This window comes from Brucella pseudogrignonensis, assembly GCF_002252525.1.
Classification (GTDB): domain Bacteria; phylum Pseudomonadota; class Alphaproteobacteria; order Rhizobiales; family Rhizobiaceae; genus Brucella; species Brucella pseudogrignonensis.
Genome location: NZ_NNRM01000021.1, coordinates 59,466 through 84,064 on the forward strand (window position 1 = coordinate 59,466; position 24,599 = coordinate 84,064).

Genomic DNA, 24,599 nt, shown 5'->3' on the forward strand with positions numbered 1-24,599 from the left:
CGTCAGAAATTCGTTTCTGTGGAACTTCGCTTGCGCTAAAAAGCGCTATGAACCAGCCATCCCCCAGATCAAATATCAAAATCGGACATTCTGCCTGTCCGCATGATTGCCCTTCCACCTGTGCGCTTGATGTTGAGCTGCTGGATGAACGTACAATCGGCCGCGTCCGTGGTGCGAAGGACAACAGCTATACCGCTGGTGTAATCTGCGCCAAGGTTGCCCGCTATGCCGAGCGTGTTCATCATCCGGATCGCCTGAAACATCCGCTCATTCGTGCTGGCCGTAAGGGTGACGGCGAGTGGAAGCAGGCATCCTGGGAAGCCGCGCTTGATCTGATCGCCGAACGCTTCATCAAGGCCGAACAGACCTATGGCAGCGAAACTGTCTGGCCATATTACTATGCTGGCACAATGGGGCTGGTGCAGCGCGATTCCATCAATCGCCTGCGCTATGCCAAACGCTATTCGAACCAGTTTGACAGTTTCTGCACCAATATGGCGTGGACCGGCTATTTTGCTGGCACCGGCAGCCTGACAGGCCCGGACCCGCGTGAGATGGCAAAGGCGGATGTGGTCGTCATCTGGGGTACCAACGCCGCAGCCACGCAGGTCAATGTGATGACCCATGCGGTGCGAGCACGAAAAGATCGTGGTGCCAAGATCGTTGTCATCGACATCTACGCCAATGCGACCGTGCGACAGGCGGATATGGGTATTGTGCTGAAGCCCGGAACGGATGGCGCTTTTGCCTGTGCTGTAATGCACGTCCTGTTTCGTGATGGTCTTGCGGACTGGGATTATCTCAATCGCTACACCGACGATCCGAAAGGGCTGGAAGCTCATCTTGAGACCCGCACACCGGAATGGGCGGCTGAAATCACCGGCCTGAGTGTCGAGGAAATCGAAGCTTTTGCGCATCTGGTGGGTCAAACCAAGCGCACCTATTTCCGGCTTGGCTACGGCTTTACGCGCCAGCGGAATGGCGCTGTGAATATGCACGCCGCAGCATCGATTGCCTGTGTGACGGGCGCGTTCTTACACGAGGGCGGCGGCGCATTTCATTCCAATTCCGGCATCTTCAAGATGGACAAGCGCGAGATTGAAGGCAGCGCAATGCAGGATAAAAGCCTGCGTTTCCTCGATCAGTCGAAGATCGGACGTATTCTTACCGGCGATAGCGAAGCGCTATATGGCGGGCCGCCCGTAACAGCAATGCTGATCCAGAACACCAATCCAATGAATGTGACGCCAGAACAGCGTCTGGTGCGTCAAGGCTTTGCCCGTGAAGACCTGTTTGTTGCCGTGCATGAGCAATTCATGACTGATACGGCCAAAATGGCCGATGTACTTTTGCCAGCGACCACATTTCTTGAACATGACGATATTTACCGTGGCGGCGGACAGCAGCATGTGGTGCTGGGGCCGAGGTTGATCGAACCTCTTGCAGATGCTCGCCCGAATATCTTTGTTATCAACGAGTTGGCTGAACGTCTGGGCGTCGCACATCTGCCGGGCTTTAACGTCGATGAGCGTACGTTGATCGACAACATGAATGCCAACAGTGCTCTTCCGCATTTCGATGACTTGAAGGAAAAGCGCTTTGTCGATTTGCAGCCTCCATTTGAGGAAGCACATTACATCAATGGCTTTAAATGGCCGGATGGAAAGTTCCGCTTCCGTCCCGACTGGACCGGCAGCCCGTCACCAAACAAACCACCGGAAGTCATGGGACTGCAAGGGCCACATCACTCCATTCCAGAGTTTCCGGACTATTGGAATGTGATTGAGGCCGTGGATGCCGAACATCCATTCCGTCTCGCCACATCGCCTGCCCATAATTTCCTGAATTCGACATTTGCGGAAACACCGACATCTCTCACGAAGGAAATTCGGCCAGAGCTTCTAATCCACCCGGATGATGCGGCTCAACTGGATATCGCAGATGGTGAGCGGATTGAAATCGGCAATCATCGTGGTGAAGTGGTGCTTCATGCGGTGTTGCGCGCTGGTCAAAAGCGCGGTGTCGTTGTGTCAGAAGGTATTTTCCCGAACTCCACGTTCGAGCGGGGTGAGGGGATTAATACGCTGATCGGAGCGGAGCCTGCGGCGCCATATGGCGGTCTGGCGGTTCACGACACCAAAATCTGGATCAGAAAGCTTTGATGAAATAAAAAAAACCGCGCTTAATTTAAATTAAGCGCGGTTTTTGATTGTATCAGGCCGTATTAGCCTGCGTAGTTCAGCTTGAGCTTGGAAAGGCCAACAGCTGCGTTGAGGCCTTTCTGGCCCTGAACCGAAATTGGCTGCAGCGAAATTGTCTTCCACGAGCCGCCGGTCAGGATGTTGGTGCCTGCGCCAATGCCGATTGAGGCATTTGCCGATGCGCCGACATAACGGCCCTTGAGCGCGCCTTCAGGGCGAACGGTTGGAGCCCAGACAGCCCATGCAACGGTGCCGCCATTGATGAAGCCGATATCTACGCCGATTTTTGTGATGTTGCCGGTGTAGTGCTCTACCGGGCCGCGACCGCGAACAGGGCTGAACACACAATCCACGTCCTGCTGGCTGCCGATAATGACGCCGATTGCAGGGGAAATATCACAAGTAAGAGTGCCAACTTCCGAACGCGGCTGGGTGCGACCTGAGCCGGGAGGCGCTACGAAGTCAGCAGCAAGAGCAGGGGCAGTAATAGCAATGCCCGAAACGACGGCCATAGCCGACAGGAAGGAAGTCGAAAAACGGAGAGACATGATGTTGTCCTCTAATAAACACATACTGAAAGAGACGCTTATGCGACTCTCACGGGTTGCCGAAGCAGCTTCCCTTACGAACTTGAATTAGGGCATTTTCGCGAGAATTAAAGTTTTGTTAACGAAAAAATTCGGGTGTGATTAATTTGTCGCGTTTAATCGCGCTTTTGTAACTCAGGCGCTGATCACCATCGCATCTTGCGACAGGCCTATTTCCGCGTCACCACTGGCAAATTTGCTGAGCGCCAAAGCGTAGATCTTGTGTTCGGCTTTCAAAACGCGCGCAGCAAGGCTGCTTTCCGTATCGCCTTCGACGATAGGCACAGCGGCCTGTGCCAAAATCGGACCTTCATCCATGCCTTCCGTCACCAGATGCACGGTGCAGCCTGCAAGTTTCATGCCTGCGTCAAGCGCACGCTGATGCGTGTGAAGGCCTGCGAAAAGCGGCAACAGCGAAGGATGAATGTTGAGGATACGACCTTCATAAGGCGCAATAAACTTAGCTGACAACAGCCGCATGTAACCTGCAAGGCAGATAATATCCGGGTTGAGCAGCGCAAGCGCCTCAAGGATTGCATCTTCATGCGCATCCTTGGAGGCATAATCTTTGCGGGTAAACACCTGCGTCGCGATGCCAGCGGCCTGTGCTTTGGCTAGTCCGCCTGCATCTGACTTATCAGAGAAAACCGAGACGATTTCGGCTGGAAAATCGGGTGCCTGAGCAGCGCGGATCAGCGCCTCCATATTGGAGCCGCCGCCCGAGATGAAAATGACGACCCGTTTGCGGCTCATAGTTTCAGCGTGCCCTGATAGACGACGCCTTCGCCTTCACGCTTGACCATGCGGCCGAGTGTTGTGACGTTTTCGCCTTCATTGGTCAGGGCTGCAATCACTTCGTCCACCTTGTCTGGTGTGACAACAGCGATCATGCCGATGCCGCAGTTGAAGGTGCGCAGCATTTCGAGTGGTTCGACACCGCCGGTCTTTGCAAGCCATGAGAATACGGCAGGAACATCGATTGCATCGAGATTGATTTCAGCCGCAAGACCTTCTGGCAGAACGCGCGGGATATTGTCCGGGAAACCACCGCCAGTAATATGGGCCAATGCCTTGATACCATCCGAAGCACGGATAGCGGCAAGCAACGGCTTCACATAAATGCGGGTTGGCTCCAGCAGGGCTTCACCAAGCGTTGCACCTTCCTTGAACGGCGCATCAGACTTCCAGCCAAGGCCGGACATTTCGACAATACGACGAACCAGAGAGAAGCCGTTGGAGTGAACGCCCGACGACGAAAGGCCGATAATGATGTCGCCTTCCGAAACATCGCCGCGCGGCAGCAGACGGTTGCGTTCAGCAGCGCCAACCGCAAAGCCAGCCAGATCGTAATCGCCATCGCGGTACATGCCCGGCATTTCAGCGGTTTCACCGCCAATCAGCGCACAACCAGCCTGAAGGCAACCTTCCGCAATGCCGGAGACGATAGCTACGCCCTGATCAGGCGACAGCTTGCCGGTTGCGAAATAATCAAGAAAGAACAGTGGCTCTGCACCCTGAACGACGAGATCGTTCACGCACATGGCAACAAGATCGATACCAACAGTGTCGTGCTTGTCTGCATCGATTGCAATTTTGAGCTTTGTGCCAACGCCATCATTGGCTGCAACCAGCACCGGATCGGTGAAACCTGCCGCTTTGAGATCGAAGAGGCCACCAAAACCACCAATTTCGCCATCTGCGCCGGGACGACGCGTGGAGCGAACAAGTGGCTTGATCTTGTCGACCATCAGATTGCCGGCATCGATATCGACACCCGCTTCAGCATAAGTCAGTCCATTTTTTCTGGCGGGGTTATTTTCCGTGGTCATCACCTGCTCCTGAAACTGGCCTGAAACGGGGCTGTGCCCCTAGTGGGGAATAATGAGGGCGCAATGACATGAGATTGCGTGTCCTGCAAGGCCAGAAGGCCGGAAAAGCGCAAAACATCGCAGGAATCTGCTGAAATTTCCGCGATTGTGGATTTGCAGTAACCTGCCAATGCATAGCCAGCGCCGCGCTCATAAGCATTGCAATCTTTTTGCTACGATCTAACTATCTCTATCTGCCTGCGCTTACGAGAATAGTAACACCGACGTATTATAGCTGAGACGCGGGAAATATCTTTGCAGAGAATGGATCAAAATGGCCAAGAAACCAGCGCCTGCGCGTGACACGACGACCAAGACGATACAACAGGCTGAGGCTGTAGCGCGGGATGGCGATATTCACGTCAATGTGGAAGTCGGCGGCTTTACAGGTTCTGTCGTTCGTCGTCAGGCCATGTTCTGGACCTGTACTGCGGCGATATTCCTTCTGTTTCTCGTGATTTTCAGCCCGGTTCTTCTGCCCTTTGTGGCAGGCATGGCACTGGCATATTTTCTTGATCCTGTTGCAGACCGTCTGGAACGGTTGGGTCTGTCGCGACTGGCTGCAACGATTGTCATTCTGCTGGTATTCCTGATGATACTCGTCGTCGGGTTGATGATCATTATACCGGTGCTCGCGACACAGCTCGCAGATTTCATCTCCAAGCTGCCGGATTACATTTCACAGTTGCAGGCGCTTCTTGCCAATGAGAATTCGAGCTGGCTGAAACGCTATATCGGTATCGATAGCTCGGTCATTCAGGAAAACCTCAGCACGCTCCTGCAACAGGGCGCCGGTTTCCTCTCCACATTGCTCCAGTCCCTGTGGAATTCGGGGAAATCTCTCATTGATATTGCGGGCCTTTTCATCGTTACGCCGGTGGTTGCGTTCTACATGCTGCTCGACTGGGATCGCATGGTTGATCGCATCGATTCATGGGTTCCTCGCAGGCAGCTTTATACCGTCCGCGGCATTGCTCGCGACATGGATGCAGCGGTGGCGGGCTTCGTGCGCGGGCAGGGTACTTTGTGTCTCATTCTCGGCACCTATTACGCTATCGGCCTGACCCTGACCGGACTTAACTTTGGCCTGCTTATCGGCTTTTTTGCGGGGCTTATCAGCTTCATTCCCTACATCGGTTCCTTCGTTGGTCTGACGCTTGCAATCGGTGTTGCGCTGGTCCAGTTCTGGCCGGATTGGATCATGATTGTGGCTGTTGCCGCGGTGTTTTTCCTGGGCCAGTTTGTTGAAGGAAACATCCTCCAGCCAAAGCTCGTCGGATCGTCTGTGGGCCTGCATCCGGTCTGGCTGATGTTCGCTCTGTTCGCCTTCGGTTCTCTGTTTGGCTTCACTGGAATGCTGGTTGCAGTGCCAGCTGCGGCAGCGGTCGGGGTGCTTGTGCGTTTTGCCCTGAATCGCTATCTCCATTCTCCGATGTATGACCCTGCTTACAAGCGTTCGCATTCAGATGTCGGACCGCTGATAGAGGCGGGCGAGAATACAGGCAAAGAGAAATGAAATTGAAACGTAACCGGGCCAGATTTTCAGGAGCCAGACATTCTGGAGGCAGCGATGAGTGACGCGCCGCGTCAGATTCCGCTCGCCCTTGAGCATCAGCCCGGCTATCACCGCGAAGACATCATGGTCACGGGGTCGAACCGTGCGGCGGTGGACCTTATCGACCGTTGGCCGAACTGGGTTGCCCCGGTGGTTATCCTTGCCGGGCCGACGGGCGCGGGTAAAACACATCTTGCAGAAGTGTGGCGTGCAGCAACAGGTGCGTTGCTGGCTGATCCAAAATCCATCAGCGAGCGCGTAGTGCATGGTGCTGCGGAATATCCTGTGCTGATTGATAATATCGGTGGCGCACGTTTTGACGAAACAGGCCTGTTTCATCTCATTAACAGCGTTCGGCAGAATGCAGCCCTTGGTCCGGGGCCATCGCTGCTGATGACTTCGCGTCTTCTGCCCGCAAACTGGAAAGTCAAACTCCCCGATCTCGCATCGCGCCTCAAGGCGGCGACAGTGGTGGAAATTGCCGAACCGGACGACATGCTGCTGGGCGGTGTTATTCACAAGCTCTTTGCTGATCGGCAGATCAGCGTTGAACCGCATGTGGTGAGTTATCTGGTCAGCCGCATTGAACGCTCGCTTCTGTCAGCGATCCAGATTGTCGATCGTCTTGATAACGCCGCTATGGAGCAGAAAACGCGCATAACGCGCACGCTTGCCGCGCAGGTTTTGTCCGAAGCTGGTCACGGTGAGGGATGAAGGTCGCTGTCACTGGAGCTGGCGGATTTATCGGAAGTGCTGTTCTGCGCGAGCTGGCCGGCAATGGACACGACACGCTCGCTCTTTCACGCGATGCGCTTTTGGCGCCAGACTTTGACGGCGTTGATGCGGTCATTCATTGTGCCGCTCTGGCGCATCGAACTGGTGCCGAACGCCCGCAGGCGGATGAGTTTGACGCTGTCAATCATCGCCTGACAGTCGAGCTTGCGGAAAAAGCCAGACAGGCCGGTGTACGCCGTTTTATCTTTGTGTCAACAATCTACACGATTGCAGGCAATCCATCGCCGTTAATGTCGGATATGCCGCTTTCACCGCGTGATGATTACGGCCATGCCAAAGCGAAGGCCGAAGCAGCATTGCTTGCGATGCGTGGTATTGAGGTGGTTATTGCACGTCCGGTACTCGTTTATGGCCCAGATGCACGGGCCAATCTGCGCGCTTTAATGAAGCTTTGCGACACAGGACTACCGCTTCCCTTTGGGTTGGCCGACAACCGGCGCAGTTTTGTCTCGCTGGAAAATGTGGCGCGTGCATTGGTGTTTCTCGTCAATGCAAAAAAAGATCAGGTTTCAGGCCAAATTTTCCATCTCGCCGAGCCAGAACCCCGCTCAACCCGCGAACTTGTCTCAAAAGCCCGCAAAGCAATGGGCCGTCCGTCGCGGTTGCTGCCGGTGCCAGCCTTTCTTATGAAGGTTTTGCTGACGCTTGTGGGCAGACAGATGCTTTATGAGCAGCTGTTCGGCGACATGGTCGCCGATACCTCGTCGCTGCTCGCAATTGGCTTTGACTATCTGCCGGGTGATCTGCAAATCGCAGCCATGGCAACAGCCGCACAGAAAACCTAGTTTTTCTGTCCAACGGCCATTGGCGGCTGAATGCGTGCCTTCTGCACGACGGGTGCCGCTGGAGTTGGTGCTTGCGTCTTCTTGGCAATCGAGCCGGTGGTCATCATTTGTGCGCTGTCGGGCTTGTTACGGCCACCGAGCAACTGATCTTCATGAACCCAGCCAATCATGTTGGTTGAAGGCACGACCACGCGATGCCACTTGCCGGTCTTACCATAGGAGCGCATTTCGCGACCCTTTTCGACCGTACCGATGGCCGGTGAGCGATCCCATGCATTCTTGTGAATGGTGAGTTTTGCCTTGGCGTAAATTACCGATGGAGAATGAGCGACCGTATTGGTGCCGCGCGGCGGCATCGGCAACGCGCGTGCGGATGCAGGGGGAGGCGGCGGTGGAGCCACTTTCTGTGTCGCGACTGCGGGCTTTGAAACCTCAATTGCGGCTTGCTGCACAGGCTTGGCCGGTGCGGGCGCTACCAATGCGGCCGGGCGTGGCACCGGACCCACCGCGCCAGCATAATCTCTGCTTTGCGACTTCTTTTCGACCACTGCCTTCTCGGCAGGTTGTCTGGCTTCAACCTTGGCAGGAGCAGACGAAGTGGTTGTCGGGACAGTGCGCTGGAACAAGGCGGTCAATGCTGCTTGCGGGCTTTTATGCTGAGCCGTTGCCCACAGGCTGAACGCACCCAATCCCAAAATAGCGCCAAGCGCCAGAATTGGTGCTGATGAACCTGAACTGTTCTTGCGCCCGGTAGAACGCCCGGTTGAGCGTTTTGTCGGGCGGGAACTTCGTTTCCGTGGCGCCATTTTTCATGTCCCCTGTCCGAATCGCGACAGGAAGACACTACCGAGTCTTCCTTCGCATTTCGTTACCAGGGTATTTATCAGACCGAGCGGGTGAGGCCGCCATCCACGCGCAGGTTCTGACCCGTGATGTAGGCAGCACCTTCGGAGGCAAGGAATGAAACCGTCGCAGCGATTTCTTCGCTTTTGCCATAGCGCTGCATAGGCACGCTATCCCGGCGTTCTTCTGTTGCTGGCAGGCTGTCGATCCAACCCGGCAAAACATTGTTCATACGGATATTGTCTGCCGCATAGGTGTCGGCGAAGACTTTTGTAAACGAGGCCAAACCAGCACGGAAAACTGCTGAAGTCGGGAACATCGCGCTTGGCTCAAAAGCCCATGCGGTCGAGATGTTGATGATCGTGCCGGATTTCTGCTTTTGCATGAAAGGCACGACAAGACGGCTCGGGCGTACAACATTCAGAAAGTAAGTATCGAGACCCTTGTGCCAATCTTCATCTGTAATATCGAGGATCGGTGCGCGTGGACCGTGGCCGGCACTATTCACCAGCGTATCGATACGCCCCCATTTTTCGATAGTGAGATCGACGAGCTTCTTCAGGTCGTCAGCCGACTGGTTCGACCCTGTGACGCCAATGCCGCCCAGTTCCTCGGCCAATGCTTCGCCTTTGCCAGATGACGAGAGGATTGCGACGGAAAAACCGTCCGCTGCAAGCCGCCGTGCGGAAGCCGCACCCATGCCGCTGCCGCCTGCCGTAATGATCGCTACTTTCTGTGTCGACATTTCCTGATCCCAAAATAATGAAATTGTTTCGATATGCAGAAGGTAGCGGACGAGATTGAAATCCCAAGTGAATTTTCTTGAATTTAAGATTTTATAGCGTTGTTCAGGCAATAAAAAACGCCGCTTTCGCGGCGTTCTAACTAAGCTGGTCGGAATGAATTATTCCTGTCCGGATGCCTTGTTGCCCGAAAAGGGTTCACCGGAAGCAGTCTCACCGCGTTTCTGGCTCGCCTCTTTTTGCTGAACAGCATCACGAAATGCTGCCCACTCATTTTCGTGGCGACGATAAAGTGCATCTGAAGTCTGGATATCCATTTCGATCCTCCATTGGCTCTTGGCATGGCAAATAACATGGACCTTGAAGAATCGTTGCATCACAAACGGTAAGCGTTTGAAATCTTAATCGGTTTATATGTTTATAACCGATTTAGACTTGAAACTTTTTGCCGTGTTGACGCGCCTGTCTTAGCCTAAAGGCTTAGTTTTCCTGAATGGAAACGCCACCCTCTCCAATTTTCATTTCGATGCCGGAAGGTTTTGATTCCTCCTGATAGGTATAGATCGCGAATCCTGCGACCACGACAATAAGAGCACCGATAATCAGATAAAGCCCGTTGCGATTCACTCTGAAACTCCTGAAAATTTGAGGATGAAAACAAAACGCACCAGAGCAAGCTTAGTTCCTGGCTTTGAGCTAAGCCATAAACGCACCGAGCTGCGTAACGCTGTGAATAAAATTTGAAAAATCTGTTTTTAGCGCTTGCTTTATACACGGCGATTATCTAGGGAAGGGCCGCTTACAAAGCACGGAGCGTAGCGCAGCCTGGTAGCGCACCTGATTTGGGATCAGGGGGTCGGAGGTTCGAATCCTCTCGCTCCGACCATTCTTTCCAGACAATTTGCCAAGATGAGTATGTCGCAGTCAGATGCTGTGGCGTGCGCCTTTATCGCGTTGACATGGTGTGACGTGTAAACTATTGCCTTAGTGAAATTATCGCCCTTCATGGGCTCAAGAGCATAGATCAAGGTTCGTCAAATGGTTGCACGTATTTACCGTCCAGCTAAGACCGCAATGCAGTCTGGTAAAGCCAAAACCGATAACTGGCTTCTGGAATATGAGCCAGAAAGCGCTCGTAAGGTCGAGCCGCTTATGGGTTACACATCATCCGGTGACATGAAGAGTCAGATTCGCCTGTCTTTCGACAGTCGCGAAGACGCAATTGAATATGCGACCCGCAACGGTATCGCTTATCGCGTAATCGAGCCGCATGAAGTGAAGCGTCGCAAGGTTTCCTATTCGGATAACTTCAGCTTCTATCGTCCACAGCCTTGGACGCACTAACAGCTTTTCCCAGCCTCATGCTTTGTGCTATGGCCGGGTTCTGATGGTGAGGTCCCGTAGCTCAGCTGGATAGAGCACCGGCCTTCTAAGCCGTAGGTCACTGGTTCGAATCCAGTCGGGATCGCCATCAAAACAATGACTTGGATCATTGAATCCTCCTCTGCCAAAAACCTCACATTGCAGCAATCGTATCCGCCAGCATTAGCGCTGCGGTCAGCAATTATCTGCTAATCACCTTCGACACAGTTGCAATTGCGTTCCCAAGTGCTAAACGGGAATTCCGGTAACTCGAAGGAATACGATATGCCGGATCTCTCCACACTTATGCTTTTTGCCACTGCTTGCGTCGTGCTCACTGCTACGCCAGGGCCAGATATGCTCCTCATTGCCTCCCGCAGTATTAGCCAAGGACAGGCTGCAGGTTTTCTCACCTATGTCGGTATTGCCGTGGGCACATATTGCCACGCAGTTGCGGCAGCCCTTGGTCTTTCGCAGCTCTTTTTGGTTTTACCCGTAGCCTATGAAATTGTGCGCTGGGCAGGCTGCATCTACCTCCTTTATCTTGCCTGGAAGACCATTCGCTCAGATGGCACTGTCTTTTCACCGGTGGTGGGCCTCAATCGCGTTTCTTTGAAACGGATATTCGGCGAGGGGCTTTTTACCAATTTGCTTAATCCGAAGATGGTGCTCTTTGTGCTGGCGTTATTTCCCCAGTTCGTGAAGCCTGAGGCTGGTTCCCTCATCTTACAAATGTTGGTTTTGGCAACCGTGCTCAACGGCATTGGTTTGATTGTGAATGGAAGCGTTATTCTTTTGAGTACGCATGTTCGCAATCGCATTAAAGCACGGCCCTCTATGCGAAGGCTGCCGCAATATCTGCTGGCAACTGTGTTCGCAGCGCTTGCCTGCCGCCTCGCGCTCGGAGGTCGTAATTAGGTTTAGCGAGTAACGTTCACTTGGTATAATAACAAAAACGCCGCAAATTTTGCGGCGTTTCTCAATTCGAAATTGTCTGTCTTATTGGCCGTGCGGGCCATCGCCGGAGCGGCTTCGTGGGAAAAATCGCGGACCACGATCACGCGAGCGATCCCAATTTCTTCCACCACGGTCCCAGTGGCGGCCTCTGTCCCATCCACGGCCGCGATCCCAATGGCGACCACGATCCCAATGACGGCGGTCATAATGGCGACGGTCCCAGCGGTCGTTTCGGTCGTTGAGGGCAGCGCCAATCGCGACACCAGCGATCAATGGAATGCCGATCAGAGCGGCATTGCGACCAAAATCGTCTGAGTAACCGCCGCTCGATCCTTCACGCATGGCGAGGTAGCGGGATGATGCCCAGCCGGACAATCCGCCATAGCTAATCTGGCACCAGCCATAACCCGAGGTGCAACCATGCACATTGACAGGCGCTCTATTTGGAATGCTGCCGAGCGCGGCATAACCCGTTCCTGGACCTGTGCGTACATTAAGATTGGTTGTTACAATCGCGTTAGCGGCTTGCGCAGCACCCGCAGAAAAAACACCCAGCGCAATCATGGCGGCTTTAAGAGTGAGTTTCATGGGTCTTCTCCCTGGATTTATATGCACGGTAAACGAATTTACCGGGCAAGAAGTTCCCAATGGTTCTGCTTATGCGTGTATTTTAGCGACGGTGACGCAGAATGACGGCAATGGCCAGTCCTGCCAGACCAATAGCGATTACACCTTGCAACACGAAAACCCAGTTCATCATGGCATTTCCTTTGGGTGCTTTCGACACCTGAAGACAAAATAGACTTATCTGGTTGGCTTCCTACCGTATTTCAGGGGCATGTGAAATGGATAAGTGCCGAAAAGCAGCCGCGGGCCATGAATGTTGATTTTAAATATCAACTTTTCAATCTATGAAAACAAAAGCGACCATTCGGACGCTTCTGTATTTTCCGACTATTCGTCCCGTCCGAAATATTTGGTTTTCAGCGCAGCCAGCTCTTCGCTTTCCTGAAGGCTGATGATCGCAATCGAAGCGGGCTTAACCAGATCACTATGGCGCGGGAAGGCGAAGCCATATTTATCAGGGCTGAAGGTGTTGCCCACGATCTCGATTGGCGCATCGACATTTTGGTGTACATAATATTCAAGCACAGGACTATCGCCAATGATTGCCGAGATTTCGTCATTGGTCAGTGCGGTTACAGCTTCGGGAAGGTGGTCAAAGCCTACAGTTGAGATTGAGCGCGCTGCCATCGTCTGCTCTGCAATACTACCCGTACGCACACCAACCGTCTTGCTTTGAAGGTCAGCCAAGTTGTTGATGTTATTGGAGATATGGGCAACGGTCATTACGCTGGTTACGGAAGATGTTACGTAAGCAACCACGGCAATACCAAAAACCAGCCAGAATGCCTGCCATATACGTCCCGCCCAACCGAAGAGATTCTTGCGTGAGCTTTTGCCGGAAGTGGCAAGCGAAACAACGTGATAGAAGCTTTCGGCCAGGCCCTCAAGCCAACGACGTGGGAAATTCTGGTCAAACCGGCGATCAAAGAGCGTAAGCAAAACTGTGGCAACCAGAATGACGATACCAATCCAGGCGTAGGTGGCAAGATGGCCTGCATCTTCCAGGTCACCAATCAGATCTTCCCAGCCATTTCCCGCTTGGGTGTGAACCATGATCCGAAGGCCTGCATCAAACCAAGGATGAGTAAAATCAACCACTTCCGCACGTTTTTCAGTGATTGTAATGTTGGTGACAGCCGCATCGACTTCGCTCTGAGAAACGGCCTTCACCAGCGCATTATAGTTCGGATATTCGACGAATTGAGACGCAAGCCCTAGACGTGTGCTTATATTGCTCCACAAATCGATAGCCATGCCAGTGTAAATGTCGCCCTGTTTGCTGACAAAAGGCTCACTGACATAAACCCCGACTTTCACCTGACGCAGAGCTGTGTCCTGAGCGACAGTCGGAATCGCTGATAGAGCTAGTAAAAAGAGCGCGAGCAGACTCTGCGTAAAAAGGTGAAGCGGATGCTTAATTGAATTCCAAGAAGACACTGACCCAAGCCGATATTTATTTTCGATAGTTTATAAGTATAAATATTCCAACACTCGATGGAAGCAAAAGAATGAGCTAATTTCACCCTAAATTTTTATTTATATATAACTAAAATACTATGTAAAAACAAAGCGGCTCTCGATACCATCAAGAGCCGCTTTGCTATTTTATGTGTCTATTCCGTGGAGACGAGCACGAGATAAGGCAATTCAGATTGCTGCAAAGCCTTTTTCGAGATCGGCAATCAGGTCAGGTACATCTTCAAGGCCGATCTGCAAGCGAATGACTGGGCCCGGATAATCGCCCTTGGCAACCATGCGATCCTTGATGCCAACTTCATTGGCAAGGCTTTCGTAGCCGCCCCAAGAATAACCGAGGCCAAAAATCTCAAGTGCATTAAGAAATGCGTGAGCTTCCTGTCGTCCGCCGCTTTTCAGAACGAAAGCGAAGACGCCTGACGAGCCTTTGAAGTCGCGCTTCCAGATTTCATGGCCGGAATGGCTTTCAAGGGCCGGGTGCAGCACACGATCAACCGCTGGATGGCTTTCAAGCCAATGAGCGACTTCAAGCGCACTTTTGCGGTGATGCTCCAGACGAACACCCATTGTGCGCAAACCGCGCAGGATCTGATAGGCATCGTCAGGTGCAGCACAAAGGCCGAGCGTGCCATGCGTTTCCAGAAGCTGCGGCCAGCATTTTTCATTGGCCGAAATTGTTCCGAAAAGAATATCGGCGTGACCGGATGGATACTTCGTTGAAGCATGGATGCTGATATCAACGCCAAAATCGAGCGGTTTGAAGTAAAGCGGCGTTGCCCAGGTGTTATCCATCATCACAATCGCACCGACCTTATGCGCTTCTTCGACGATTGCCGGGATATCCTGCACCTCAAATGTGTTGGATGCTGGCGACTCCGTGAAGACGACCTTGGTGTTTGGGCGCATCAGCTTTGCAATGGCTGCACCGATCTCCGGATCGTAATATTCAACCTCGATACCCATACGCTTGAGGATCGTATCGGCAAAGTGACGGGTTGGATTGTAAATAGAATCGACAAACAAAACATGGTCGCCGGGTGACAGGAAAGCCAGCAGAGGGATAGTGACTGCAGCAAGACCAGAAGGCACGCAAACAGTGCCGGCGGAACCTTCAAGAGCGTCTATAGCCTTGCAAAGTGCTTCACTGGTTGGAGTGCCGCGCGTTCCGTAAGTGTACTTCTGCGCGCCCGTCGCCATGGTCTGTGCATCCGGGAAAAGAACGGTAGAGGCGCGCACGACGGGTGGATTGACGAAGCCATAATAATCGCGCGGTTCATAACCATCATGGGCCAACCGTGTGTTTATGCCCAGCTTTTCTGTCTTGTCCTGTTTGTTAGTCACGAAATTGCCTCCAGGCCATGTTGCATGCTTTGCCACCAGTTCTCATTTGGAGAGCTTTGCAAACTGTTTCCGGCGGATTCAGTCTTGCATGTGCAGGTTTTGGTCCGCTCCGGTGGATACTCCAATTTATTGGATAAGACGCACATGAAGCGGATGCAACATGGCGCTTTGTAACAGTGATAATGTAAACCAGAGAAAGAGTAATTCCGATATGAGTGAGAGTAAGGCCACAAGCACAATTCTTTATCCGATCCGCATCGCTTCGGAGTTGGTAAGGGCGCTTGTCAGGCCGGCTTATCCGGGTGCGCCATCAAGCTGGACACTTGAAATGACGGCGCTTGTAGTTCTGCTGCCCTTTGTTCTGCTTGTTCTGCATATTTGGGATGCGCAGATTGTTCGCGCTGCAATGAACAGCGACTTCTTTGTCATGGAAGTGCTTAGAACCATTACGGATTTGATTCGCACTTTGGTCTGGCTTGGCGTCGGCATTATCGTTTGGCTGAGCACGGCTTTCTTGCTCTCACCAAACATTCGCTTAGCTTCACAAGAAGTGCTCGTCCGTTTTCACAGTTGGGCGACTCTGGTTCTTGCATCGATCGTGGTCGGCAGTTTTCCCACGGAGATCGGAAAGCTCTTGATCGGACGCGCGCGCCCGCTTTTGCTGGATGAATTGGGCTCCGCGTATTTCGCTCCGTTTCGGGGCGAACATTCTTATGAAAGTTTCCCCTCCGGACACTCCATGATGGCCGGTATCATGCTGGTTTCACTGTGGATTTTCTTGCCTCGCTGGCGGTTTCTCACGGTTCCGGTCTGTGTTCTTTTCGTTATCAGCCGACTGGCAGCCGGCGCTCATTATCCGACGGATGTCGTGGCTGGACTGACAATTGGCTTTATCGCGACATGGTGGGTGGCTCGCTATATGGCGACGCGAAATATTATTTTTTCGCTAGATGAAGATCAGGTGATGCCGCGGGTCTGAATGGGGCAAAATTGAGGTGCTGATCGCTATGTTCAGCGCCTCTTTTTATCTATAACGATTTGTATTTATTGAATTTTTACAATATTTTCTTTTTTAGGTTCGGCTGATTTTTCAAGCTGAACGCCTTTACCCTAAAATTGGGAAATCGTGTAAAAATCTGCATGTTGATGACCCATTTTTTAGGCAAACGGGCTTTTTCCACGACGTTAATAGCTTGACCAAAACCAAAATATCGCCTTCGATAGCGCTGTGAAGGCGACAGGCATCACTCCGCCCAGAAAAACAACAGAGGGTCGATAACGGCTCCGGGCGAGGGATATCTGCGTAAGCAGGGGTGGGGGAGGTCTTGTGGCCTGTTCTTCAACCTCATGCAAAAAATAAAGCAACAGAGACGTGCATGGATCATTTGTCCACCACGATCTCCAGGGAACATAAAAGGTTGCAGGCCAGATGAAAAAGACTGTTTTGACAGGGGTATTGGGTGCAGCGGCGTTGTTTGGCGCAGCTTCGGGAGCATCGGCCGATACACTTTCGGATGTAAAGGCTAAGGGGTTCCTGCAGTGTGGTGTCAACACAGGTTTGCTCGGCTTCGCATCGCCTAATGACAAGGGCGAGTGGTCGGGTTTTGACGTTGATTATTGCCGTGCGGTTGCTGCCGCGATTTTCGGCGATGCAACGAAGGTAAAGTTCACGCCTCTCAATGCTAAAGAGCGCTTTACTGCATTGCAGTCGGGCGAAGTGGATGTCCTCATCCGCAACACGACATGGACCATCAGCCGCGATACGTCGCTGGGTCTCGATTTCCCTGGCGTCAATTACTACGACGGTCAGGGGTTCATGATTAACTCGAAGAAGCTGTCGGGTATCAACTCAGCACTTCAGCTTTCCGGCGCCTCAATCTGTGTTCAGGCTGGCACCACGACCGAGCTGAACATGGCTGACTACTTCCGCGCCAACAAGATGGAATACAATCCGGTGGTCTTCGAAAAGCTCGAAGAAGCCAACGCAGCTTATGATTCTGGCCGTTGCGATGCCTATACGACTGACCAGTCGGGCCTCTATTCGACCCGCCTCACGCTGGCAAACCCGGATGACCACGTTGTTCTGCCGGAAATCATTTCCAAGGAACCACTCGGACCAGCTGTCCGTCAGGGCGATTCCAAGTGGGCAGACGTTATCCGCTGGACTCACTATGCGCTGCTGAATGCTGAAGAGTTTGGTATTACTCAGGCCAATGTCGAAGAGATGAAGAATTCCGATAACCCGGAAATCAAGCGTCTTCTCGGCTCGGAAGCGGATACCAAGATCGGTACGGATCTCGGCCTCACCAATGATTGGGTTGTGAATATCGTTAAGGGCGTCGGCAATTACGGCGAACTCTTCGAACGCAATCTGGGTGCCAACAGCCCGCTCAAGATCGCTCGCGGTATCAATGCGCAGTGGAACAAGGGCGGCCTGCAATACGGTATGCCGATCCGCTAAGGCCGATCCGCTAAGGAACGCGCTTTTATTGGATAAATATCGGGCGGGGGCAGCAATGCACCCGCCGGATTTGTCGGCTGTATGATTTCGCAGCTGACCTCAGAATCCGCAGCGCATTCAGGGTTCGGCACTCAGGTCTGCGACTGTACCAAGCAATTTAACTCGCGCTTTGTATCTTATGAGCAAGGCTGCAAGGTTCGGCATTTATACGTAACTGCTTTGAAAAGATTTTCCCGGTGGGGGTCGGGAGCCACAGCTATTTTCAAAGCTGATGCGAAAGGCCGAAAGAAAACAGGGAACATATGGCTTCCTATTCTGCAACCGAACGACGCCAAAGCGGCGGCGGCACATCACTCCTCTATGATCCGCGGCTTCGCGGCATCTTCTATCAGGTCGTGGTTTTTGCTGCCGTTATTGGCTTGATCTACTGGATCGTGGGTAACACGATCACCAATCTTCAACGCGCCAACATCGCTTCCGGCTTCGGATTCCTGAATGGTCGTGCTGGCTTCGATATCAGTCAGACGCTGATATCCTATTCAAGCGATTCCACCTATGGCCGAGCCATTCTGGTTGGCCTGATGAACACGCTATACGTCGCTGGGCTTGGTGTTGTTCTGGCGTCGATCATCGGCTTTCTGGTGGGTATTGGGCGGCTCTCGCGCAACTGGCTGATCCGCAAGATCTGCATGGTTTATGTCGAGATTTTCCGAAACATTCCGCCGCTTCTGGTTATCTTCTTCTGGTATTTCGGCGTGCTTTCCGTTTTGCCGCAGGCGCGAGAAAGTCTTTCTCTGCCGCTTGGCAGCTACCTGAATAATCGCGGTTTCTTCATGCCGTCGCCCGTATGGGGTGAGGGTGCGTGGCTGTTGCCAGTTGCCTTGTTGCTTGGCATCGTCGTTTCATTTTTCGTTGCGCGCTGGGCGAAGCGTCGGCAGATGGCGACGGGGCAACCGTTTCATACGGTTCGCGTTTCTGCAGCGCTGATCATCGGCCTGCCGTTACTGGCGCTGATTGTGACCGGATTTCCTGTCTCGTTTGATTTTCCGAAACTCGGAACCTTCAATCTGACAGGCGGTGCGCAGGTTAAGCCTGAATTCCTCGCGCTGCTTTTGGCCCTCTCGTTTTATACGGCATCCTTCATCGCTGAAACCGTTCGTGCAGGTGTTCTGGGCGTCAATAAAGGCCAGACCGAAGCGTCTTATGCGGTGGGCTTGCGTCCAGGTCAGACGATGCGTTTGATCATCGTGCCGCAGGCGCTGCGTATCATCATTCCTCCGCTCTCCAGTCAGTATCTCAATCTGATCAAGAACTCTTCGCTGGCCATCGCAATCGGCTATCCGGATCTGGTCGCCGTTGGCGGTACAATCCTTAATCAGACCGGTCAGGCTGTTGAAGTCGTGGCTGTCTGGATGGTGATCTATCTCGGTATCAGCTTGATCGTTTCTGTTCTGATGAACTGGTTCAATGCCAAGATGGCGCTGGTGGAGAGATGACAATGGAAAACGCAAATCTCCAATATGTCCGACCGCAAATGGTCGAAGGCGAAGCACCTCCGCGTTCTGTGCAGGGGCTTTCGCATTGGTTGCGGGTCAATCTTTTTGCCACGCCAGTTGATGCAGCTATGACCATTCTCGGTCTGTTGCTTGTGGCGTGGTTTCTTCCGCCGATCATCCAGTGGTTGTTCATCAATGCAGCTTGGACAGGAACAGACCGCACAGCCTGTCTGACGATCGCACAGGGCGGCACTCAGCCAGAAGGCTGGTCGGGTGCCTGCTGGGCCTTTGTAAATGCGAAATACGAGCAGTTCATTTACGGACGTTACCCGATCTCCGAACGCTGGCGTGTCAATCTGACTGCGCTGATGTTCGTGGTGCTACTCGTGCCGCTTCTCATCCCAAGGGCGCCGCATAAGGTCTTGAATGCGATCCTCTTTTTCTTCGTGTTCCCGATTATCGCCTTCTTCCTGCTGGTCGGCGGCTGGTTTGGCCTGCCATTCGTGGAAACACCGCTTTGGGGCGGCCTGCTGGTAACGCTGGTTCTGTCCTTCGTGGGTATTGCAGTATCATTGCCATTGGGTGTCGTGCTGGCTCTCGGAAGACGTTCAAAGCTGCCGGTTATCAAGACCTTCAGTATTATCTTCATCGAAATGGTTCGCGGTGTTCCGCTGGTGACAGTGTTGTTCATGGCGAGCGTGATGCTTCCACTGTTTTTGCCGCCGGGCGTGACCTTCGACAAGCTGTTGCGTGCGCTTATCGGCGTGGCACTTTTCGCGTCGGCTTATATGGCGGAAGTGGTGCGCGGTGGCCTTCAGGCTATCCCGCGTGGGCAGTATGAAGGTGCCGATGCACTGGGTCTCAGCTACTGGCAGAAGACCAACCTCATCGTGTTGCCACAGGCGCTCAAGCTGGTGATCCCGGGTATCGTGAATACCTTCATCGGCCTCTTTAAAGACACCAGCCTTGTCTACATCATCGGCATGTTCGATCTGCTCGGCATTGTCCGTCAGAATTTCTCCGATGCAAACTGGGCTTCTCCACAGACACCTGCAACAGGTTTGATCTTTGCGGGCTTTGTTTTCTGGATTTTCTGTTTCGCCATGTCGCGATACTCTATATTCATGGAACGAAGGCTCGACACGGGTCATAAACGATAAGAATCAAGGGAATAATACAAATGAGTGCACAAAGCGCCCTCCCGCAATCCGAACTCGGTGTCGAACTCGACCGTTCAAAGCTGGAAGTCTCGAAGACCGATGTGGCCATCGAGATCAAGAACATGCACAAGTGGTATGGCGAGTTCCACGTTCTGCGTGACATCAACTTGAAGGTTATGCGTGGCGAACGCATCGTCGTTGCTGGTCCTTCGGGTTCCGGCAAGTCAACCATGATCCGTTGCGTTAATCGTCTGGAAGAACACCAGAAGGGCCAGATTATTGTTGATGGTATTGAGCTCACCAATGATCTCAAGAAGATCGACGAAGTGCGCCGCGAAGTCGGCATGGTGTTCCAGCACTTCAACCTCTTCCCGCATCTGACCATTTTGGAGAACTGTACACTCGCACCGATCTGGGTTCGTAAAATGCCAAAGAAGCAGGCGGAAGAAATCGCGATGCACTATCTGGCACGCGTGAAAATTCCAGAGCAGGCCAACAAATATCCGGGCCAGCTTTCAGGTGGTCAGCAGCAGCGTGTGGCGATTGCCCGCGCGCTCTGCATGAGCCCGAAGGTCATGCTGTTCGATGAGCCGACCTCGGCACTTGATCCGGAAATGGTCAAGGAAGTGCTGGATACAATGGTGAGCCTTGCTGCGGAAGGCATGACGATGATCTGCGTAACGCACGAAATGGGCTTTGCCCGTCAGGTCGCAAACCGCGTGATCTTTATGGATCAGGGTCAGATCGTTGAGCAGAATTCGCCAGCCGAGTTCTTCGACAACCCGCAGCATGAACGCACCAAGCTGTTCCTGAGCCAGATCCTGCACTAATCATTTGGTTGGTCGAAATATAAAACACCCGCCAGAGCGATCCGGCGGGTGTTTTTCTTTGCAGCGGTTCCAGTCAAGACTGAATCGTTGGAACCGCTGTAACTGTTTGTTTTTATGCCTTATCCGACGCATCGCAGCAGGAAAAAAATCAGTCTGGCGAACTGAATTTTCTACGGAGGCACTTCGCAGGCTTGGCGGAAATGCTATTCGTCATTCGGTCCCTGGCAGAACTGAATGCGATTGCCGAATGGATCAATCACCGCCATGACACGGCCCCATGGCGCGTCCTCGATGCCGGGCCGCATATAGCGATAGCCACGCGCATTAACTTCCCTGTGGAATTCTTCGACACCCTGCATACGGACGAAAATATTTGCGCCCGGACTGCCATCACCGTGATGTTCGCTCAGATGCAAGGTCAGACCAGCGCGGGAAACCTGCATATAAAGCGGCATTCCGTCGGCAAAGCGATGCTCCCAATCAAGTGTGAAACCCAGAAAACCGATATAGAAATCTTTGGCTTTCTCGATATCGAAAATTCGGAAGATTGGGCAGGTCTGTTCAAACTGGATTGTCATTCTGGCTTGCCTTTGCGACTGGTGTATTGTTCACCATTAGAGCGCATTCCGAAAAGTGTGAAACGGTTTTCGGACCGAGATTCGCGTCAAAACAAATATTTTGGGCGCCGATCTGCTTCAAGCAATTCAAATGCGCTCTAAAGAGGTCGTCATGGCTGAGTATTATTGGTCGGAAGAATTAGCGCCAGCGCAATTTCGCGAGTTTCATGCGGTTTATTGTAAAGAGTGGTGGACTTCGGCGCGTTCATTTGAGGATGTGACGCATATGCTTTCACATTGCGATCTGACGATTTTCTGTCGCGATGCGAACGGATCGATAATCGGTTTTGCGCGTGTGCTAAGCGACTTCACCTTCAAGGCGATGATTTTTGATGTGATTGTTGCGGATCAGTTTCGCGGGCAGGGCCTCGGTAAAGCTCTTGTGGATCGTATAGTCACCCACGAAAAACTGCAGCGTGTTAAAAGCTTTGAGCTCTACTGTCCTGATAAGCTCGTGCCCTTCTACGAGAAACTTGGCTTCGTGAAGGGCACGTCTTCAATGTTGTTTAATCAGCGTTGACAAGATTATGCTTCAAATAAAAGGCTTAGAGCGCCGATCTGTTTCAATCTGATTGAAACGCGCTCTAAAGCCATTTCGAATCCTGCGATCGGCGACTTTGATCAATCTTCGACGAAACGACGCAAACGCTGCAGTGCATCGTCCCATTGTGCAGAGACAGTGCTGAGATAGGCCCTCGCATCGACAAGCGGGGTCGGGCAAAGCCTGAAACGGCTTTCACGCCCAACCTTATCGCGCTCAACCAATCCCGCTTGCTCAAGCACAGAAAGATGCTTGGTCATTCCCTGCCTGCTAATGCTGCCATTTTGTGAAAGCGTGACAATTGAGCGGCTTTCACCGTCGCTCAATGTTTCGATCAGGGCCAGCCGGGTTGGGTCGGCCAGTGCTGCAAAAATGGCAGACATGTTTGCTGATTGCGTGAGCGAGGCTTCGGTCATTTGCTTTCGAGGTATTCCTTGATATTTCGCATCTGCTCTTCCCAACCACCCGTGTTCATTCGAAGGGCGATTGGCCGACGCTCCGCAGGCAGGGCATCAAAGCCTGTTTCGATAACCGTGAGTTTTGTGCCCGACTCGATTTCTTCAAGTTTGAATTCTACCAGTGTTTGCGGTTCTTTCGCATAATCTGTTTCAGCTTCAACAGCATAAGGATGCCAGGTGAAGGAAAAATAGTGCGGCGCTTTCATATCCTTGATGAAGGACGTCCATCTGGTGTCGCCACATCCATCAAATGTAAAGCGGCCAGTCGATGCGCTGCCGACAATAAATGGTCCATCAATTTTGACACGGAACCATTCGCCGAATTCCTCATGATCCGTGAGTGCGCGCCATACCCGATCAATGCCAGCGCGAAGGTTCACGGTCTTCTCAATGCGATCAGTCGATGATGTCGTTGTCATGATATGCATTCTCCTTGATTGGCAACTGTATGGTTGCCAATCTACACGAGTTTTACATATATGCAACCATATGGTTGCTTATTTCATTTTTGCAGCGGTGCTTTTGCAGGAAGTGGAAACAGTGTGATGAATTTTTCTGCCAGAGCATGATCCCCATTCATTGTGAGCAGGTTTGCCTCTTCAAGAGCGATTAAGGGCTGTCCTCCATAGATTGCTGCAGCCATCATGCGGGGAGAACTTTCAAAAGCGATATCATATTGCTCAGCTTTACCGCGCTTTACTTCCAGTCTGCCGTTGTGCAGGTGCGCGGTGAAATCTTCATCATCGAGTTTAAGCCCAATCACAGCATTCATGCCTTGCGAGCGTTCGGGACTGATCATCGTTCTTAGTGATAGCAGGAACGACGTGGTCGAAATCGGCAAATTGGTATCATGGCTCGGCGAACGTGCAGCCCAGCGACCAAGTGTTTGCAGGATCGGTTCTGCTTCATAGCCCCATTCAGTCAATTCATAGACCTGAACGGATGCAGGGGGCGGCAATTTCGACTTCCGTAAAATGCCTGCTTCTTCCAGTCCTTCAAGCCGCTGTGTGAGAACATTGGCGCTTATTCCTGGCAAGTCTGATCGTAAATCGCTGAAACGCTTCGGTCCGAACATCAGTTCGCGAATGACAAGCAAGGCCCAGCGCTCCCCAATTAAATCAAGGGCATGTGCTGCTGCGCAAGCATCGTCATAGCTGCGTCTTGCTGTTGGTGTTTCACGACTAGTTATTTTTTCTAACTTCATAGTTGCTAATTATAACTTATCTGTCATTATGTTCAAGCAATCTTATGATAGTCGGTTTCAAACAACACATAAAATGCCGACTTTATCGCCCGGGGGATCGGGCAGGCGATAGAAAAGCTGCCGTAAAGACAAGCCAAATGAAAATGGGCAGTTCATGCCCGCAATTGGAGGAATTGCCATGCCTAAAATGATTTTCGTAAACCTTCCTGTAAAAGACGTCGCTCGCTCAACCAGTTTCTATGAAGCAATCGGAGCAACGAAGAACCCGATGTTTTCGGACGAAACGGCGTCCTGCATGGTCTTTTCCGACACGATCCATGCGATGATTCTCAGCCATGAGAAATTCAGCCAGTTCACGCCTAAAAAGATTTCCGACGCCAATGCCACAAGTGAAGTTTTGATCTGTCTTTCGGCGGACAGCAAAGCGGATGTGGATGCAACGGTTGAAAATGCAGCTAAGGCTGGTGGTCGCGCTGATCCGGCTCCCAAGCAGGATTACGGTTTCATGTATGGTCGCAGCTTTGAAGATCTCGACGGTCACATCTGGGAGCTGATGTGGATGGATATGGAAGCAGCCGCAAAAGCGATGGGCTAAATCCAAGCATATTCCGAAAAATATGAAACGGTTTTCGAGCGAGAAACGTTTGAAACTAATAGATCGAGCATTTCCAGCCATACAACCAAACTGGAAA

27 protein-coding genes and 2 tRNA genes are annotated in these 24,599 nt (G+C 52.4%); 15 read left to right on the top strand and 14 right to left on the bottom strand.

Annotated features, from left to right (window positions below; all coding sequences use genetic code 11):
* The first annotated feature begins 47 nt into the window (after positions 1 to 47).
* Complete coding sequence (locus tag CEV34_RS12045; protein WP_007874367.1) at positions 48 to 2,162, top strand: molybdopterin oxidoreductase family protein; 2,115 nt, start codon at positions 48 to 50, stop codon at positions 2,160 to 2,162.
* A 62-nt stretch (positions 2,163 to 2,224) separates the two neighbouring features.
* On the opposite strand, the gene CEV34_RS12050 is transcribed toward CEV34_RS12045, so the two are convergent.
* From CEV34_RS12050 to purM, 3 genes are all read right to left on the bottom strand, one after another.
* The gene (locus CEV34_RS12050) at positions 2,225 to 2,749 is read right to left on the bottom strand and encodes a DUF992 domain-containing protein (RefSeq protein WP_007874368.1); all 525 of its coding nucleotides are present in this window, start codon (positions 2,747 to 2,749) and stop codon (positions 2,225 to 2,227) included.
* A 174-nt stretch (positions 2,750 to 2,923) separates the two neighbouring features.
* Positions 2,924 to 3,541: a phosphoribosylglycinamide formyltransferase gene (gene purN / locus CEV34_RS12055; RefSeq protein ID WP_007874369.1), complete on the bottom strand. Its 618-nt coding sequence runs from the start codon at positions 3,539 to 3,541 to the stop codon at positions 2,924 to 2,926.
* Positions 3,538 to 4,617, bottom strand: a complete 1,080-nt coding sequence (purM, locus tag CEV34_RS12060) for a phosphoribosylformylglycinamidine cyclo-ligase (RefSeq protein ID WP_007874370.1) — start codon at positions 4,615 to 4,617, stop codon at positions 3,538 to 3,540. Before purM ends, purN begins: the two co-directional genes overlap by 4 nt.
* 313 nt (positions 4,618 to 4,930) lie before the next feature.
* Between purM and CEV34_RS12065 the strand changes: the two genes are divergently transcribed.
* The 3 genes from CEV34_RS12065 to CEV34_RS12075 are packed head-to-tail and all read left to right on the top strand — an operon-like array spanning position 4,931 to position 7,791.
* Complete coding sequence (locus tag CEV34_RS12065) at positions 4,931 to 6,172, top strand: AI-2E family transporter (protein ID WP_153223305.1); 1,242 nt, start codon at positions 4,931 to 4,933, stop codon at positions 6,170 to 6,172.
* Positions 6,173 to 6,214: 42 nt separating this feature from the next.
* Positions 6,215 to 6,925 carry a DnaA regulatory inactivator HdaA gene (gene hdaA / locus CEV34_RS12070; RefSeq protein WP_171380035.1) on the top strand — a complete coding sequence of 237 codons (711 nt, stop codon included), beginning with the start codon at positions 6,215 to 6,217 and terminating at the stop codon, positions 6,923 to 6,925.
* Positions 6,922 to 7,791, top strand: a complete 870-nt coding sequence (locus CEV34_RS12075) for an NAD-dependent epimerase/dehydratase family protein (RefSeq protein WP_007874376.1) — start codon at positions 6,922 to 6,924, stop codon at positions 7,789 to 7,791. Before hdaA ends, CEV34_RS12075 begins: the two co-directional genes overlap by 4 nt.
* Here the strand turns inward: CEV34_RS12075 and CEV34_RS12080 are convergent.
* The 4 genes from CEV34_RS12080 to CEV34_RS27020 form a co-directional block, all read right to left on the bottom strand.
* Entirely contained in the window at positions 7,788 to 8,597 is an 810-nt protein-coding gene (locus tag CEV34_RS12080) for a hypothetical protein (RefSeq protein WP_007874378.1), read from the bottom strand. The two genes, CEV34_RS12075 and CEV34_RS12080, sit on opposite strands and share 4 nt — an antisense overlap.
* A 77-nt stretch (positions 8,598 to 8,674) precedes the next feature.
* The gene (locus CEV34_RS12090) at positions 8,675 to 9,379 is read right to left on the bottom strand and encodes an SDR family oxidoreductase (RefSeq protein WP_007874379.1); all 705 of its coding nucleotides are present in this window, start codon (positions 9,377 to 9,379) and stop codon (positions 8,675 to 8,677) included.
* A gap of 159 nt (positions 9,380 to 9,538) precedes the next feature.
* Positions 9,539 to 9,694 carry a hypothetical protein gene (locus CEV34_RS27015; protein WP_007874380.1) on the bottom strand — a complete coding sequence of 52 codons (156 nt, stop codon included), beginning with the start codon at positions 9,692 to 9,694 and terminating at the stop codon, positions 9,539 to 9,541.
* Between the two features lie 163 nt (positions 9,695 to 9,857).
* Positions 9,858 to 10,004, bottom strand: a complete 147-nt coding sequence (locus tag CEV34_RS27020) for a hypothetical protein (RefSeq protein ID WP_007874385.1) — start codon at positions 10,002 to 10,004, stop codon at positions 9,858 to 9,860.
* Between the two features lie 182 nt (positions 10,005 to 10,186).
* Here CEV34_RS27020 and CEV34_RS12100 point away from each other — a divergent pair.
* From CEV34_RS12100 to CEV34_RS12115, 4 genes are all read left to right on the top strand, one after another.
* Positions 10,187 to 10,263: transfer RNA gene (locus tag CEV34_RS12100), tRNA-Pro, on the top strand.
* Positions 10,264 to 10,415: 152 nt separating this feature from the next.
* Positions 10,416 to 10,721: an ETC complex I subunit gene (locus CEV34_RS12105; protein ID WP_007874386.1), complete on the top strand. Its 306-nt coding sequence runs from the start codon at positions 10,416 to 10,418 to the stop codon at positions 10,719 to 10,721.
* A gap of 50 nt (positions 10,722 to 10,771) precedes the next feature.
* Positions 10,772 to 10,848: transfer RNA gene (locus CEV34_RS12110), tRNA-Arg, on the top strand.
* Positions 10,849 to 11,024: 176 nt separating this feature from the next.
* Positions 11,025 to 11,657: a LysE family translocator gene (locus tag CEV34_RS12115; protein ID WP_007874387.1), complete on the top strand. Its 633-nt coding sequence runs from the start codon at positions 11,025 to 11,027 to the stop codon at positions 11,655 to 11,657.
* A gap of 81 nt (positions 11,658 to 11,738) precedes the next feature.
* Here the strand turns inward: CEV34_RS12115 and CEV34_RS12120 are convergent, their stop codons facing one another.
* The 3 genes from CEV34_RS12120 to CEV34_RS12130 form a co-directional block, all read right to left on the bottom strand.
* A complete protein-coding gene (locus CEV34_RS12120) occupies positions 11,739 to 12,284 on the bottom strand; it encodes an SH3 domain-containing protein (protein ID WP_007874392.1) in 546 nt (181 codons plus the stop codon).
* Between the two features lie 366 nt (positions 12,285 to 12,650).
* A complete protein-coding gene (locus CEV34_RS12125) occupies positions 12,651 to 13,640 on the bottom strand; it encodes a transporter substrate-binding domain-containing protein (protein ID WP_235819040.1) in 990 nt (329 codons plus the stop codon).
* Between the two features lie 330 nt (positions 13,641 to 13,970).
* Positions 13,971 to 15,140, bottom strand: a complete 1,170-nt coding sequence (locus CEV34_RS12130; RefSeq protein ID WP_007874394.1) for a cystathionine beta-lyase — start codon at positions 15,138 to 15,140, stop codon at positions 13,971 to 13,973.
* Between the two features lie 211 nt (positions 15,141 to 15,351).
* On the opposite strand from CEV34_RS12130, the gene lpxE reads away from it, so the two are divergent.
* From lpxE to CEV34_RS12155, 5 genes are all read left to right on the top strand, one after another.
* Complete coding sequence (lpxE, locus tag CEV34_RS12135; protein WP_007874395.1) at positions 15,352 to 16,119, top strand: lipid A 1-phosphatase LpxE; 768 nt, start codon at positions 15,352 to 15,354, stop codon at positions 16,117 to 16,119.
* Between the two features lie 450 nt (positions 16,120 to 16,569).
* The gene (locus CEV34_RS12140) at positions 16,570 to 17,601 is read left to right on the top strand and encodes an amino acid ABC transporter substrate-binding protein (protein WP_007874396.1); all 1,032 of its coding nucleotides are present in this window, start codon (positions 16,570 to 16,572) and stop codon (positions 17,599 to 17,601) included.
* Between the two features lie 302 nt (positions 17,602 to 17,903).
* Positions 17,904 to 19,097 (top strand): amino acid ABC transporter permease, encoded by a 1,194-nt coding sequence (locus tag CEV34_RS12145; RefSeq protein WP_007874398.1) that lies wholly within the window; start codon positions 17,904 to 17,906, stop codon positions 19,095 to 19,097.
* 2 nt (positions 19,098 to 19,099) lie between these two features.
* Positions 19,100 to 20,257: an amino acid ABC transporter permease gene (locus CEV34_RS12150; RefSeq protein ID WP_007874400.1), complete on the top strand. Its 1,158-nt coding sequence runs from the start codon at positions 19,100 to 19,102 to the stop codon at positions 20,255 to 20,257.
* A gap of 20 nt (positions 20,258 to 20,277) precedes the next feature.
* Positions 20,278 to 21,087 (top strand): amino acid ABC transporter ATP-binding protein, encoded by an 810-nt coding sequence (locus CEV34_RS12155; protein WP_007874402.1) that lies wholly within the window; start codon positions 20,278 to 20,280, stop codon positions 21,085 to 21,087.
* Between the two features lie 203 nt (positions 21,088 to 21,290).
* Here the strand turns inward: CEV34_RS12155 and CEV34_RS12160 are convergent, their stop codons facing one another.
* Complete coding sequence (locus CEV34_RS12160) at positions 21,291 to 21,665, bottom strand: glyoxalase superfamily protein (protein WP_007874404.1); 375 nt, start codon at positions 21,663 to 21,665, stop codon at positions 21,291 to 21,293.
* A 100-nt stretch (positions 21,666 to 21,765) separates the two neighbouring features.
* On the opposite strand from CEV34_RS12160, the gene CEV34_RS12165 reads away from it, so the two are divergent.
* Complete coding sequence (locus CEV34_RS12165) at positions 21,766 to 22,224, top strand: GNAT family N-acetyltransferase (protein ID WP_007874406.1); 459 nt, start codon at positions 21,766 to 21,768, stop codon at positions 22,222 to 22,224.
* 101 nt (positions 22,225 to 22,325) lie between these two features.
* Here CEV34_RS12165 and CEV34_RS12170 read toward each other — a convergent pair whose 3' ends face one another.
* From CEV34_RS12170 to CEV34_RS12180, 3 genes are all read right to left on the bottom strand, one after another.
* Complete coding sequence (locus tag CEV34_RS12170) at positions 22,326 to 22,661, bottom strand: ArsR/SmtB family transcription factor (protein ID WP_007874409.1); 336 nt, start codon at positions 22,659 to 22,661, stop codon at positions 22,326 to 22,328.
* On the bottom strand, positions 22,658 to 23,122 hold the full coding sequence (locus tag CEV34_RS12175; protein WP_007874411.1) for an SRPBCC family protein: 465 nt from the start codon (positions 23,120 to 23,122) through the stop codon (positions 22,658 to 22,660). Before CEV34_RS12175 ends, CEV34_RS12170 begins: the two co-directional genes overlap by 4 nt.
* An 83-nt stretch (positions 23,123 to 23,205) precedes the next feature.
* On the bottom strand, positions 23,206 to 23,907 hold the full coding sequence (locus CEV34_RS12180) for a winged helix-turn-helix transcriptional regulator (protein ID WP_007874414.1): 702 nt from the start codon (positions 23,905 to 23,907) through the stop codon (positions 23,206 to 23,208).
* A gap of 178 nt (positions 23,908 to 24,085) precedes the next feature.
* Here CEV34_RS12180 and CEV34_RS12185 point away from each other — a divergent pair, with 178 nt between their 5' ends.
* Positions 24,086 to 24,502 carry a VOC family protein gene (locus tag CEV34_RS12185; protein ID WP_007874416.1) on the top strand — a complete coding sequence of 139 codons (417 nt, stop codon included), beginning with the start codon at positions 24,086 to 24,088 and terminating at the stop codon, positions 24,500 to 24,502.
* Positions 24,503 to 24,599 lie beyond the last annotated feature (97 nt).